The following is a 13,767-nucleotide window of genomic DNA, read 5'->3' as shown; positions in this document are numbered from 1 at the left end:
AACCAGGCGCCGCACTTCCCAGATAATTATGCTAAGCGGATTACGACTGCTGCGCAGCCGAGCGGGAGCAAGCTCCCTCGCCACAGAAGCAGGTGGCAGGGTCTCACTGCTCCGGACTTTGCGGACTCAACCACCCCCGAACCCGTCGAAACAGCTGTTCCTGCTGCGCCGTTGCGTTGGGCAACGCCTTGAGGGAAACCTGGCTGAAGCTCGACTCTTTCAGTCGTTTGCTGGCTTGCAGGCGCTCCAGGGCTGCGTTGCGGTCCGTCGGTTTGTCCATATAAAAGATGTCCGCCGTTGCCAGCTTCAGGTTCGGTGTCAGCTCGGCGAGGCCGGGCTTGGCGGTGACGGGTGTCTGGGCCGCGACCATCACGAAGCGCTGGATTTGCGTGGGTTGTCTTTCGCCAAGATAGCGCGCCGCCCAATAGGCACCGGTGCCGTGGCCCAGCAGGACGATACTGCGGGCGCTCTGTTGCTCGGCGTAGGCCAATGCCGCGTCGATACGGGCGAAAATCCGTTCGGCGTCGGCCTTATCGGATTCTTCGCCGGTTTCGGCGGAGGCCGGCTCAGCCGCGTCGGCCTCGCCGCCGGCGACCTGCTCGATCGGGGCTGCGGTGGTCGCGTCGGGGGCTGCAGCAGCGATGTCGGCCGGCTTGGTCTCCGGCGGTGTTTCCGCCGCGCGGGGTGCGATAACGTCGCTCTGCATGTCCGGCAGCGTAATACTCAGGCTGCTCCATTCGGCATCCGGCAGTTTTTTGCGCAGCGGGCTGATGACTTGCGGCCAGTCAGCCGTTTCGCCGGCGCCAGGGATGATGATGACCACGCCCTTGGGCTCGCTGGTGTTGGCCGGCTTCCAGAGGGCAAGGAAAGCATCGCTACCGGTTTGCAGCTGTTGCTGTTCCTGGGCTGGGACTTTTCGCGCGAGCGCCGCCGCTTCTTCCTGGCTACGCTCGAGCAACGGCTGGCGCTCGGCCGGTTTCGCCTCGGCGGGTTGATCTGCCGCGGCGGGCGTCGTTTCACCGGCCTGTACAGAAAATGCACTCGGCAGGATCAGCGACAGGCACAATGCAGACAGTGTCAGGCGGTTAACAAAGGACATCGGATATTCCATGACCAGAAGTATTTCCGGCAGCCTAATGGGTTGGTCAGTATTTGTCAGTGCGTGAGATTTCGATGATGCGTGTTTGCCTGTGGGTTATCGGCTGTCTATGGCTTCCCTTGATGGCGTGGGCTGCACCCGCGCCACAGGCGCAGACGGTGCAGTTGAGCGCGGGTCAGCGCCAATGGCTGGCGGAGCATCCGCAGTTGCGCGTCGGCCTGGTGCTGCAGGCGCCCTACGCACAGTACGACCGGCGCTTGCAGCGTCTGTCCGGCACTCACGTCGAATTGATGCAATGGCTGGCCAAGGCATTGAACGTCGAGCTGACCTGGCGCAACTTCCAAGATGTCGCGCAACTGGAAGCCGCGGTGCGCAACGGAGAAGTGGATGTCGCGCCGGGCTTGACGCAGACCCCGGCGGGCCTGCGGCTCTGGCAGTTTTCCGACCCTTACATGCGTGTGCCGCAGTTGATCGTAGGCGAGCAGAAGGGCGCCGAAGGCGTGGAGTTGGAGAAGCTCGACCCCCAGGCCCGGGTGGTGGTACGCATGCCCAGCGTCACGGCCGATTACTTGCGCAGCAACTACCCGATGCTGAATCTGCAAGGCGTGCCGATGGAGCGCCAGGCCCTGCAGCTTCTATTGAGCCAGCAGGCACGCTACGCCGTGATCGACGAGGCGCAGTTGGGGCGCCTGATGGTCGAGCCGGAGTTTTCCGGATTGGTGGTGGTGGGTGACATCGGCCTGCCGCAACTGCTCAGGGTCGCCACGCGCCGGGACTGGCCGCAGTTGGCCGAAATCGTCGACAAGGGCTTGCAGGCGATTCCCGCCAAGGAGCTGGAGCAACTGCACAACCGTTGGATCAAGCCCAAATACCCACGCCTGACCGAGACGCCTGGCTTCTGGCAGAACCTGACCCTGCTGATGCTCGCCTTGCTGCTGAGCAGTGTCTCCATCGTGTTCTGGCAACGCCGTCAGCAACGCGGGCTGGAACGTCGCCTGCGCTCGGCGCGCGAGGACATCGCCCAGCGCGCGGCCAGTGAAGAAGCCTTGCGCCTGACACAGTTTTCCATCGATCAAAGCACGGTCGGGATCCTCTGGGTGAATTGGGACAGCCATGTGCGCTACGCCAATCGCGCCGCCGAAACCATGCTGGGTTATGCGCCAGGCGCGATCATCGATCGGCCGCTGATCGACTTCGAGCCAGGCCTGCACATGGACCGCTGGCTTAACCTGTGGAAGCGCGCCCGTGCCAGCGAAGACGGGCCGCAGAGTTTCGAAACCGAATGCGTGCGGGCCGATGGCAGTATCCTGCCGGCGGATGTTTCCTTGAGTTTCCTGCGTTTTCGTGACGCGGAATACCTGGTGGTCTACCTCAATGACGTGACCGAGCGTCGTCGCGCGCTGGCTGCGTTGCGTGAAAGCGAGGCGCGGCTGCAGGGCATTGCAGCCAATGTGCCGGGCCTGGTCTTTCGCCTGGAGCGAGCACCGGTGACCGGCCAGATCGACTTCGCCTATATCAGCGAAGGCAGCGAAAGCCTGGTGGGCTACTCCCCCGCAGTACTGGCGCGCAGCGATACCGGGCTGCGCAGCCTGGTGCACCCGCAGGACAAGGCCGATTACCACCGCACCCAGGACCAGGCGCTGGACAGCGACAGCGATTGGTCTTGGCAAGGCCGTATCCTCACTCGCGAAGGCCAGGAGCGCTGGGCCGAGATCAAGGCGATCACGCGTCGGCTCGAAGATGGCGCCTATGTCTGGGACGGCATTGTCTGGGATATCACCGAAAGCAAACGTGTCGAGCTGGAATTGGCGAGTTCCCGGGAGCAGTTGCGTGAACTGTCGGCGCACCTGGAAAGCGTACGGGAAGAAGAGAAAGCGCGCATTGCTCGGGAAGTCCACGACGAACTGGGGCAAATGCTCACGGTGCTGAAACTCGAGACGTCCATGTGCGAACTGGCCTACGCGCAACTTGACCCAGGGCTACAAGAGCGGCTCAACAGCATGAAGCGCCTGATCGCCCAATTGTTTCAGTTGGTGCGGGACGTGGCGACGGCGTTGCGCCCGCCGATCCTCGATGCCGGTATTGCCTCGGCCATCGAATGGCAGGCCCGCCGTTTCGAGGCGCGCACGCAGATTCCGTGTCTGGTGCAGGTGCCGGACAACCTGCCGGCATTGAGCGACGCCAAGGCCATCGGCCTGTTCCGGATTCTCCAGGAAGCACTGACCAATGTGATGCGCCATGCCCAGGCGCATACTGTGGAGTTGACGTTGGCTCAACAAGGCGCTGATTTATGTCTGACGGTCAGCGACGACGGTGTAGGATTTATTGCCGATACGGGCCGGTCAACGTCCTTTGGCCTGGTCGGCATGCGTGAGCGGGTGCTGATCATGGGCGGGCAATTGACCCTGGACAGTGAGCCGGGGGAGGGGACGACCTTGTCGGTGCGGGTGCCTTTGGATGAGGCCTGATGGTTTTCTGTTGCCTGGGCTGACGCCATCGCGAGCAGGCTCGCTCCCACAAGGTTTGTGTACGCCTCAATCAATGTGGGCGCGAGCTTGCCCGCACATGAGATTCTGAATCTGGAGAAGAGCCGTGATCCGTGTACTGGTAGCTGAAGACCACACCATCGTGCGCGAAGGGATCAAGCAATTGATCGGCCTGGCCAAGGATCTGGTGGTGGCAGGGGAGGCGAGCAATGGCGAACAGCTGCTCGAGACCCTGCGACACGTGCCTTGCGAAGTGGTACTGCTGGATATTTCCATGCCGGGCGTCAACGGCCTTGAGGCAATCCCACGGATCCGTGCGCTGAACAATCCGCCGGCCATCCTGGTGTTGTCGATGCATGACGAGGCGCAAATGGCCGCTCGGGCCTTGAAAGTCGGCGCCGCTGGCTACGCCACCAAAGACAGCGATCCCGCTTTGCTGCTCATGGCGATCCGCAAGGTCGCGGCGGGCGGACGCTACATTGACCCGGACCTTGCCGACCGCATGGTCTTCGAAGTGGGCCTGACCGACACACGACCGCTGCACTCGTTGCTGTCGGAGCGTGAATTCTCGGTTTTCGAACGCCTGGCCCAAGGCGCCAACGTCAACGACATCGCCCAGCAACTCGCCCTGAGCAGCAAGACCATCAGCACCCATAAGGCGCGGCTGATGCAGAAACTCAACATCACCTCGTTGGCCGAGCTGGTGAAATACGCGATGGAGCACAAGTTGCTCTAGGCCTCCCGCCATTCCCCGGTGGGAGCGAGCCTGCTCGCGAAAGCGTCGGACCATTCAGCATCGATGCTGGATGCCGCACCGTATTCGCGAGCAGGCTCGCTCCCACAGTGTCTCGTGTTGGCATATCCATTTGCGACACACCCCAACAGCGCGTTTGCCCCTGCTTGCAGCTTGCCGCTTGAAACTCACCGCCGCACTTATCCAATCCCGCCATCCTTGTAGGGCAATCCCTACCCCGACGCTTCCATCCGGCTGAGGCGATTCTCTCCTGCGGCCCGATTTGCGTGGGTGTCGGGCTCCACTAGGCTTGACTCACAAGCAGTCATCAATACAAAAGGTGCGGGTATGAGCCAGGTGGATTCAAGCGCGGGGGCCAGTGATGTGCTGGTCAGCTTTCGTGGTGTGCAAAAGAGCTACGACGGCGAGAACCTGATCGTCAAGGACCTCAACCTGGACATTCGCAAAGGCGAATTCCTGACCCTGCTCGGGCCTTCCGGCTCCGGCAAGACCACCAGCCTGATGATGCTCGCAGGCTTCGAGACCCCGACCGCCGGCGAGATCCAGCTGGCCGGGCGCTCCATCAACAACGTGCCGCCGCACAAGCGCGATATCGGCATGGTGTTCCAGAACTACGCCTTGTTCCCGCACATGACCGTCGCCGAAAACCTGGCATTCCCGCTGACCGTCCGCGGCCTCAACAAAAGCGACGTCGGCGATCGGGTCAAGCGTGTCTTGAGCATGGTCCAATTGGACACCTTCGCCCAACGTTATCCGGCGCAGTTGTCCGGCGGCCAGCAACAGCGCGTGGCCCTGGCCCGGGCGCTGGTATTCGAGCCGCAACTGGTGCTGATGGACGAGCCTCTCGGCGCACTGGACAAGCAATTGCGCGAACACATGCAGATGGAAATCAAACACCTGCACCAGCGCCTGGGCGTGACCGTGGTCTACGTGACGCACGACCAAGGGGAAGCCCTGACCATGTCCGACCGCGTGGCGGTGTTCCACCAGGGCGAGATCCAGCAGATCGCCCCGCCGCGCACACTCTATGAGGAGCCGAAGAACACTTTCGTCGCCAACTTCATCGGCGAGAACAACCGCCTTAACGGCCGCCTGCACAGTCACACCGGTGACCGTTGCGTGGTGGAGCTGGGACGTGGCGAAAAGGTCGAGGCCCTGGCGGTCAATGTCGGCAAGCCCGGCGAACCCGTCACCTTGTCGATCCGCCCGGAGCGGGTGAGCCTCAACGGCGCCAGCGAACAATGTATCAACCGCTTCTCAGGGAGGGTGGCGGAATTCATCTATCTGGGCGACCACGTCCGGGTTCGCCTCGAAGTCTGCGGCAAGAACGACTTCTTCGTGAAACAACCGATTGCCGAGCTCGACCCCGGGCTTGCTGTCGGGGACGTGGTTCCGCTTGGCTGGCAGGTCGAGCACGTACGCGCGCTCGATCCGCTTCTAGAGGCGAATTGATCGCCCCCCTGCTGTACCAACACCAACCCTGCACGTGGAGAGAACAATAAATGTTGAGATCCCTGAAGTTCACAGCCCTGACACTGGGCATGATGGGTGCGGCAAGCGCGATGGCGGCGGGCCCGGACCTGACCGTGGTGTCTTTCGGCGGGGCGAACAAGGCGGCTCAGGTCAAAGCCTTCTACGCACCGTGGGAAGCGGCTGGCAACGGCAAGATCGTGGCTGGCGAATACAACGGCGAAATGGCCAAGGTCAAGGCCATGGTCGACACCAAGAGCGTCTCGTGGGACCTGGTGGAAGTCGAGTCGCCGGAATTGTCCCGTGGCTGCGACGAAGACATGTTCGAGCAACTCGATCCGGCCCTGTTCGGCAAGGCCGAAGACTACGTCAAAGGCGCCATCCAGCCTTGCGGCGTGGGCTTCTTCGTGTGGTCGACCGTGCTGGCCTACAACGCCGACAAACTGAAGACCGCGCCGACCAGTTGGGCGGACTTCTGGGACACCAAGCAATTCCCGGGCAAGCGCGGCCTGCGCAAAGGCGCCAAGTACACCCTGGAATTCGCCTTGATGGCCGACGGCGTGGCGCCGAAGGACGTCTACAAGGTGCTGGCCGGCAAAGACGGCCAGGATCGCGCCTTCAAGAAGCTCGATGAGCTCAAGCCGAACATCCAGTGGTGGGAAGCCGGTGCCCAGCCACCGCAGTACCTTGCTTCCGGTGACGTGGTCATGAGCTCTGCGTACAACGGCCGGATCGCCGCAGTACAGAAAGAAAGCAACCTGAAAGTGGTGTGGAACGGCGGCATTTACGACTTCGACGCCTGGGCCATCCCGCGTGGCCTGGACAAGACCCGCGCCGAAGCTGCGAAAAAATTCATCGCGTTCTCGGTGGCGCCGCAGCAGCAGAAGACTTACTCGGAAAACATCGCCTACGGCCCAGCGAATACCCAGGCCGTGCCGTTGCTGGCCAAGGATGTGCTGAAAGACATGCCGACCACCCCGGAAAACATCGCCAACCAGGTGCAGATCGACGTCAGCTTCTGGGCTGACAACGGCGAGCAACTGGAGCAGCGCTTCAACTCCTGGGCGGCGAAGTAACCCACGTCATCCTGTGAGGCGAGGCTTTTGTGGCGAGGGAGCTTGCTCCCGCTTGACCGGGCTGGCGCTCCAGTGCGCAGCACTCACAAAATTGGCATTGCCGACAAAATTTTGGGGCCGCTTAGCGGCCCAGCGGGAGCAAGCTCCCTCGCCACGACCACGCGTACCACCAGGTTGCGGTTTCAAAAGAACAGAGGCGGCTCGCCGCCCCTGTAACGATCAAAGAGATTTGCGGAGTTCGCCATGGCCATCGCCGTTCCACTGAACGCAGGCACCAGCCCCACCCTCAAGCAGCGGCTAAAGCGCGCCGAGCGGCTCAACCGCTGGAAGGCCCAGGCCTTGATCGCGCCGCTGGTGCTGTTTTTGCTGCTGGTGTTCCTGGTGCCGATCGTGGCGCTGCTGTTCAAAAGCGTCAGCAACCCGGAAGTGGTGGGCGCGATGCCGCGCACTGTCGCTGCCGTCGCAGCATGGGACGGACGCGGTTTGCCAAGCGAGCCGGTGTACAAGGCTGCCAGTGAAGATCTGGCCGAAGCCCGCAAGAATCAGACCTTGGGCGACTTGTCCAAGCGCCTGAACATGGAACTGGCCGGCTACCGCAGCCTGCTGACCAAGACTGCTCGCGCGCTGCCGTTCGCCACCGAGCCGGCCTCTTATAAAGAAGCACTGGAAAGCCTCGACGAACGCTGGGGTGACCCCGCGTACTGGCAGGTAATCCGGCGCAACACCAGTAATGTGACTCCGTACTACCTGCTGGCGGCTGTCGATCACCGCATCGACGATCTCGGTGAACTGGCCCCGGCCACCCCCGACCAGGCGATCTACCTGGATATTTTCACCCGTACTTTCTGGATGGGCCTGGTGATTACCGCCATCTGTCTGGTGCTCGCCTATCCGCTGGCCTATCTGCTGGCGAACCTGCCGTCACGCCAGAGCAACCTGTTGATGATCCTCGTGCTGCTGCCGTTCTGGACCTCGATCCTGGTGCGTGTGGCGGCGTGGATCGTGCTACTGCAGTCGGGCGGATTGATCAACAGCGCGCTGATGGCCATGGGCGTCATCGATAAACCGCTGGAGCTGGTGTTCAACCGCACCGGCGTCTACATCTCCATGGTCCACATCCTTCTGCCGTTCATGATCCTGCCGATCTACAGCGTGATGAAGGGCATCTCGCCCACCTACATGCGGGCGGCGATCTCCCTGGGCTGCCACCCGTTCGCCAGTTTCTGGCGGGTGTATTTCCCGCAGACCTACGCCGGCGTAGGAGCCGGGTGCCTGTTGGTGTTCATCCTCGCCATCGGCTACTACATCACCCCGGCACTGCTGGGCAGCCCGAACGACCAGATGGTCAGCTACTTCGTCGCGTTCTACACCAACACCAGTATCAACTGGGGCATGGCCACGGCGCTCGGCGGATTGCTGTTGCTGGCGACCATCGTGCTTTATCTGATTTACAGCTGGCTGGTGGGCGCCAGTCGCCTGCGCCTGAGCTAAGGGGAGATCGAAATGCTGAGTCCTTACATGTCCCCCGTCGAGCGGGTGTGGTTCTACAGCTTGCGCATACTCTGCGGGCTGATCCTGTTGTTCCTGATCCTGCCGGTGCTGGTGATCATTCCGTTGTCGTTCAACTCTGGCAGCTTCCTGGTTTATCCGCTGCAGGGCTTTTCGTTGCAGTGGTACCACGATTTCTTCGCTTCGGCCGAGTGGATGCGGGCGTTGAAGAACAGCATCATCGTGGCCCCGGCGGCAACGCTGTTGGCGATGATCTTCGGTACGCTGGCGGCGATCGGCCTGACTCGTGGTGATTTCCCGGGCAAGGCGCTGGTGATGGCCCTGGTGATTTCGCCCATGGTGGTGCCGGTGGTGATCATTGGCGTCGCGAGCTACCTGTTTTTCGCGCCACTGGGGATGGGCAACAGCTTCTTCTCGCTGATCATCGTCCACGCGGTGCTCGGTGTGCCGTTCGTCATCATCACCGTCTCGGCGACCTTGCAAGGGTTCAACCACAACCTGGTTCGCGCTGCTGCCAGCCTCGGGGCTTCGCCATTGACCGCGTTCCGTCGCGTGACCTTGCCGTTGATCGCGCCGGGCGTCATCTCTGGTGCGTTGTTCGCCTTCGCGACTTCGTTTGATGAAGTGGTGGTGACCCTGTTCCTGGCCGGCCCGGAGCAAGCGACCCTGCCACGGCAGATGTTCAGCGGTATTCGCGAGAACCTGAGCCCGACCATCGCCGCCGCGGCTACGTTGTTGATCGCCTTCTCGGTGATCCTGCTGCTGACGCTGGAATGGCTGCGTGGGCGTAGCGAGAAGCTGCGTACGACCCAAGTCTGAGGCCAGTGCCAAACCAATGTGGGAGCGAGCTTGCTCGCGATAGCGCCGGAACATCTGGCATCGATGTTGACTGACATACCGCTATCGCGAGCAAGCTCGCTCCCACAAGGGTTCACCCACAGATTCCTTTGTGCATTCATAAGCTGAATGACAGACCACCCCCCAATACCGAGCTATCCTTGTGCCAGCCCCCACTCGAACAAGAGGCCGCGCACATGAGTCTTTCCTCATTCAAGATCGCCCACAAACTGATCACCGGCGCCGCTGCCATCGAGCAACTGGCGGCGGAGCTGACACGGCTGGATGTCGATAACCCGTTGATCGTCACGGACGCGGCGCTGGTCAAATCGGGCACCGTGGAGTTGGCGCTGCAGCATCTGGGCGGGCGCGACTACGAGATTTTCGACCGGGTCATGCCCGACCCGGAAATCGCCATCGTCGAAGATTGCATGCAAGCCTACCGCGACGGCGGGCATGACGGCCTGATCGGCCTGGGTGGCGGCAGCGCCATCGACATTGCCAAGTGCGTGGGCGTCTATGCCGGTTACCACGGTGAGTTGCAGGATATGTTCGGTGTCGATCAGGTGCCGCGCAAAGGTCCGCCCATGATTGCCATTCCCACCACCGCCGGTACCGGTTCGGAAGTCACCAACGTGGCGATCCTCTCTGACAAGGCCGCACAGCTGAAAAAGGGCATCGTCAGTGACTACCTGCTGCCGGACGTGGCGCTGGTCAGCCCGCAGATGACCTTGACGTGTCCGCGCAGCGTGACCGCCGCCAGCGGCGTTGATGCGTTGGTGCACGCCATCGAGTCGTACCTGTCACTCAACGCCTCGCCGATCACCGATGCCCTGGCCATCGGCGCGATCAAGCTGATCACCCGCGCGTTGCCCAAGGCCTACGCCAACCCGTCCCACTTGCAGGCCCGTGAAGACATGGCTACCGCCAGCCTGATGGCCGGCATGGCGTTCGGCAATGCCGGGGTCGGCGCCGTGCATGCGCTGGCCTATCCGCTTGGCGGGCGTTTCCATGTCTCTCATGGCGTCGCCAATGCCTTGTTGCTGCCGTATGTCATGCACTGGAACAAGATGGCCTGCGTCGAGCGCATGCGCGATATTGCCGAAGCCATGGGCATCAAGACGGCTCATTTGAGTGATATCGAAGCCGCGGATGAGGCCGTGGAAGCCATGGCGGCGTTGTGTGCCGCGGTGGAAATCCCCAAGGGCCTGAGTGGTCTGGGCGTCACCGAGGAAGTGATTCCGTCCATGGCGGCGGAGGCGGCGGGCATAGAGCGGCTGATGCGCAACAACCCGCGCAAACTGAGCGCCGGCGATATCGAGAAGATCTACCGAGCGGCGTATTGATCGTGCGTCACGGTGGGCGCGCCAAATCTTGAGGTATACAATGCGCGCCATCGTGATTTCGCTCAAAACAGGTGCGTCATGCAGCCCTTCGCTATTGCTCCGTCGATTCTCTCCGCCGACTTCGCCCGCCTGGGCGAGGAAGTGGATAACGTTCTGGCCGCCGGGGCCGACATCGTCCACTTCGATGTCATGGACAACCACTACGTACCCAACCTGACGATCGGCCCGATGGTCTGCGCGGCGTTGCGCAAATATGGCATCACTGCGCCAATCGATGCGCACCTGATGGTCAGTCCGGTGGATCGTATCGTCGGTGATTTCATCGAGGCCGGTGCCACCTACATCACTTTCCACCCTGAAGCCACGCTGCACGTCGACCGCTCCCTGCAATTGATCCGCGAAGGCGGCTGCAAGGCCGGCCTGGTGTTCAACCCGGCCACGCCCCTGGACGTACTCAAGTACGTGATGGACAAGGTCGACATGGTTCTGCTGATGAGCGTCAACCCGGGTTTCGGCGGCCAGAAGTTCATTCCGGGCACGCTCGACAAGCTGCGCGAAGCCCGCGCCCTGATCGATGCCTCGGGCCGGGATATCCGCCTGGAAATCGACGGCGGCGTGAACGTGAACAACATCCGCGAAATCGCCGCGGCCGGTGCCGACACCTTTGTCGCCGGTTCGGCGATCTTCAACGCACCGGACTACCAGGTAGTGATCGAGAAGATGCGCGCCGAACTGGCCCTGGCACGTCCATGAGCGGCTTCGAGCAGCTGTTTCCCGGCAGCCTGCCGCGTCTGGTGATGTTCGATCTCGACGGCACGCTCGTCGATTCGGTCCCGGACCTGGCGGCCGCCGTGGACAATATGCTGCTCCAGCTCGGGCGTCCGCCTGCCGGCATCGACGCGGTGCGCCAGTGGGTCGGCAACGGCGCGCCGATGCTGGTGCGCCGGGCCCTGGCCAATCACATTGATGCCCAGGGCGTTGATGAGGCCGAGGCCGAGCGGGCACTGGAGCTGTTCAACGAAGCCTATGAAGGCAACCACGAACTGACCGTGGTTTATCCGGGCGTGCGCTCCACCCTCAAATGGTTGCACAAGCAGGGCGTGGAAATGGCGCTGATCACCAACAAGCCGGAGCGTTTTGTCGCGCCGCTGCTGGATCAGATGAAGATCGGCCGTTATTTCCGCTGGATCATCGGCGGCGACACCTTGCCACAGAAAAAGCCCGACCCGGCCGCGCTGTTCTTCGTCATGAAAATGGCCAACATCCCGGCGTCCCAATCGTTGTTTGTCGGCGACTCGCGCAGCGACGTGCTGGCGGCGAAAGCCGCGGGGGTCAAATGTGTTGCCCTGAGCTACGGCTACAATCATGGCCGACCGATTGCCGAGGAATTTCCGACATTGGTAATTGATGATCTGCGCCTGCTAATTCCCGGTTGCCTGGACCCGGCCGCTGAGATAACGTTGCCCGACGCTGTTCAATCCTCTTCTGGAAACGCCATCGTGGTGGTCACTCGCAAACTCTGGATGAAAGTCATGAAGGCCCTGGCCCGCTGGCGTTGGCGCGCCTGACGTGATCCTGGCCGGTTATCCGGCGCGTTTGCATACCTGACTGTCAGCTCCTCTTGCCACGAGGCACCCCATGATCCGCGAAGAATTTCTGCGTCTAGCCGCTGCCGGCTACAACCGCATCCCGCTTGCCTGCGAAACCCTGGCCGACTTCGACACGCCGCTGTCGATCTACCTCAAGTTGGCCGACCAACCCAATTCCTACTTGCTCGAATCGGTGCAAGGTGGGGAAAAATGGGGTCGCTATTCCATGATCGGCCTGCCGTGCCGCACCGTGCTGCGAGTCCATGACCATCGCATCAGCGTGACCTACGATGGCGTCGAAATCGAAAGCCACGAAGTCGAGGATCCGCTCGCGTTCGTTGAATCCTTCAAGGCCCGCTACAACGTCCCGACCATCCCCGGCCTGCCACGTTTCAACGGCGGCCTGGTGGGTTATTTCGGCTACGACTGCGTGCGCTATGTGGAAAAACGCCTGGGCACCTGTCCGAACCCCGATCCGCTGGGTGTGCCGGACATTCTGCTGATGGTCTCCGATGCGGTGGTGGTCTTCGACAATCTCGCCGGCAAGATGCACGCCATCGTCCTGGCCGATCCGTCCCGTGAAGACGCCTACGAGCAAGGTCAACAAAGCCTTCAGACTTTACTGGAAAAACTCCGCCAGCCGATCACCCCGCGTCCCGGCCTGGACTTCAGCAAGCAGTCGGCAGCCGACCCGGTGTTCCGTTCCAGTTTCACCCAGGGTGACTACGAAAAAGCCGTCGACACCATCAAGGAATACATCCTGGCGGGCGACTGCATGCAGGTCGTGCCGTCGCAACGGATGTCGATCGACTTCAAGGCCGCGCCGATCGATCTGTACCGGGCGCTGCGCTGTTTCAACCCGACGCCTTACATGTACTTCTTCAACTTCGGTGACTTCCATGTCGTGGGCAGTTCGCCCGAGGTGCTGGTGCGGGTCGAGGAAAACCTGATCACCGTGCGGCCGATCGCCGGCACACGGCCACGCGGCGCCACGGAGGAAGCGGACCGGGCGCTGGAAGAGGACCTGTTGTCAGATGCCAAGGAGATCGCCGAGCACCTGATGCTGATCGATCTGGGACGCAACGACACTGGCCGGGTTTCCGAAGTGGGCTCGGTGAAACTCACCGAGAAAATGGTCATCGAGCGCTACTCCAACGTGATGCACATCGTGTCCAACGTCACCGGGGAGTTGAAGGCAGGGTTGACGGCGATGGACGCCTTGCGAGCGATCCTGCCGGCGGGCACTTTGTCTGGCGCGCCGAAGATCCGCGCCATGGAAATCATCGACGAGCTGGAGCCGGTCAAACGCGGTGTGTACGGCGGAGCCGTCGGCTACTTCGCCTGGAACGGCAACATGGACACGGCCATCGCCATCCGCACCGCCGTGATCAAGAACGGTGAGCTGCACGTGCAGGCCGGCGGCGGCATCGTCGCCGACTCGGTGCCCGCGCTGGAATGGGAGGAAACCCTGAACAAGCGTCGGGCAATGTTCCGTGCCGTGGCCCTGGCCGAGCAGACTTCGAACGACTGAAGGCGTTTGCCGAACAACTGTGGCGAGGGCAACTGGGTCCATGTGGGAGCGAGCTTGCTCGCGATGAGGC

At 62.1% G+C, this 13,767-nt stretch carries 11 protein-coding genes; 10 read left to right on the top strand and 1 reads right to left on the bottom strand.

Translation table 11 applies throughout. The annotated features are described in order from the left end of the window. Positions 1-103: 103 nt before the first annotated feature. Complete coding sequence (locus J3P91_RS24870; RefSeq protein ID WP_434602009.1) at positions 104-1,099, bottom strand: alpha/beta hydrolase family protein; 996 nt, start codon at positions 1,097-1,099, stop codon at positions 104-106. Between the two features lie 74 nt (positions 1,100-1,173). Between J3P91_RS24870 and J3P91_RS24865 the strand changes: the two genes are divergently transcribed. The 10 genes from J3P91_RS24865 (at position 1,174) to trpE (ending at position 13,697) form a co-directional block, all read left to right on the top strand. Further along, the gene (locus J3P91_RS24865; protein ID WP_434602008.1) at positions 1,174-3,567 is read left to right on the top strand and encodes a PAS domain-containing sensor histidine kinase; all 2,394 of its coding nucleotides are present in this window, start codon (positions 1,174-1,176) and stop codon (positions 3,565-3,567) included. A 124-nt stretch (positions 3,568-3,691) separates the two neighbouring features. After that, on the top strand, positions 3,692-4,321 hold the full coding sequence (locus J3P91_RS24860) for a response regulator (RefSeq protein WP_047702279.1): 630 nt from the start codon (positions 3,692-3,694) through the stop codon (positions 4,319-4,321). A gap of 345 nt (positions 4,322-4,666) precedes the next feature. Further along, a complete protein-coding gene (locus J3P91_RS24855; protein ID WP_305498413.1) occupies positions 4,667-5,791 on the top strand; it encodes an ABC transporter ATP-binding protein in 1,125 nt (374 codons plus the stop codon). A gap of 50 nt (positions 5,792-5,841) precedes the next feature. After that, complete coding sequence (locus J3P91_RS24850; protein ID WP_003206153.1) at positions 5,842-6,885, top strand: ABC transporter substrate-binding protein; 1,044 nt, start codon at positions 5,842-5,844, stop codon at positions 6,883-6,885. 243 nt (positions 6,886-7,128) lie between these two features. Further along, complete coding sequence (locus J3P91_RS24845) at positions 7,129-8,376, top strand: ABC transporter permease (protein WP_434571431.1); 1,248 nt, start codon at positions 7,129-7,131, stop codon at positions 8,374-8,376. Positions 8,377-8,388: 12 nt separating this feature from the next. Next, complete coding sequence (locus J3P91_RS24840; protein WP_305498415.1) at positions 8,389-9,213, top strand: ABC transporter permease; 825 nt, start codon at positions 8,389-8,391, stop codon at positions 9,211-9,213. A 215-nt stretch (positions 9,214-9,428) separates the two neighbouring features. Further along, complete coding sequence (locus J3P91_RS24835) at positions 9,429-10,577, top strand: iron-containing alcohol dehydrogenase (protein ID WP_305498416.1); 1,149 nt, start codon at positions 9,429-9,431, stop codon at positions 10,575-10,577. Positions 10,578-10,655: 78 nt separating this feature from the next. After that, positions 10,656-11,330 (top strand): ribulose-phosphate 3-epimerase, encoded by a 675-nt coding sequence (rpe, locus tag J3P91_RS24830; protein WP_434602007.1) that lies wholly within the window; start codon positions 10,656-10,658, stop codon positions 11,328-11,330. Beyond that, entirely contained in the window at positions 11,327-12,145 is an 819-nt protein-coding gene (locus tag J3P91_RS24825; RefSeq protein ID WP_434571435.1) for a phosphoglycolate phosphatase, read from the top strand. The genes rpe and J3P91_RS24825 overlap by 4 nt, the downstream gene beginning before the upstream one ends. A gap of 70 nt (positions 12,146-12,215) precedes the next feature. Beyond that, positions 12,216-13,697 (top strand): anthranilate synthase component I, encoded by a 1,482-nt coding sequence (gene trpE, locus J3P91_RS24820; RefSeq protein ID WP_434571437.1) that lies wholly within the window; start codon positions 12,216-12,218, stop codon positions 13,695-13,697. Positions 13,698-13,767: the final 70 nt, after the last annotated feature.

The organism is Pseudomonas sp. Z4-7 (assembly GCF_051131965.1).
Classification (GTDB): domain Bacteria; phylum Pseudomonadota; class Gammaproteobacteria; order Pseudomonadales; family Pseudomonadaceae; genus Aquipseudomonas.
Note: the sequence above shows the minus strand (reverse complement) of the source record. Positions and strands in the feature narration are given on the sequence as shown.

Excerpts from the sequence above, each read along its gene's own strand:
- J3P91_RS24870 (WP_434602009.1), bottom strand. The coding sequence starts at position 1,099 with ATGTCCTTTGTTAACCGCCTGACACTGTCTGCATTGTGCCTGTCGCTG.
- J3P91_RS24865 (WP_434602008.1), top strand. The coding sequence starts at position 1,174 with ATGATGCGTGTTTGCCTGTGGGTTATCGGCTGTCTATGGCTTCCCTTG.
- J3P91_RS24855 (WP_305498413.1), top strand. The coding sequence starts at position 4,667 with ATGAGCCAGGTGGATTCAAGCGCGGGGGCCAGTGATGTGCTGGTCAGC.
- J3P91_RS24850 (WP_003206153.1), top strand. The coding sequence starts at position 5,842 with ATGTTGAGATCCCTGAAGTTCACAGCCCTGACACTGGGCATGATGGGT.
- J3P91_RS24845 (WP_434571431.1), top strand. The coding sequence starts at position 7,129 with ATGGCCATCGCCGTTCCACTGAACGCAGGCACCAGCCCCACCCTCAAG.
- J3P91_RS24840 (WP_305498415.1), top strand. The coding sequence starts at position 8,389 with ATGCTGAGTCCTTACATGTCCCCCGTCGAGCGGGTGTGGTTCTACAGC.
- J3P91_RS24835 (WP_305498416.1), top strand. The coding sequence starts at position 9,429 with ATGAGTCTTTCCTCATTCAAGATCGCCCACAAACTGATCACCGGCGCC.
- rpe (WP_434602007.1), top strand. The coding sequence starts at position 10,656 with ATGCAGCCCTTCGCTATTGCTCCGTCGATTCTCTCCGCCGACTTCGCC.
- J3P91_RS24825 (WP_434571435.1), top strand. The coding sequence starts at position 11,327 with ATGAGCGGCTTCGAGCAGCTGTTTCCCGGCAGCCTGCCGCGTCTGGTG.
- trpE (WP_434571437.1), top strand. The coding sequence starts at position 12,216 with ATGATCCGCGAAGAATTTCTGCGTCTAGCCGCTGCCGGCTACAACCGC.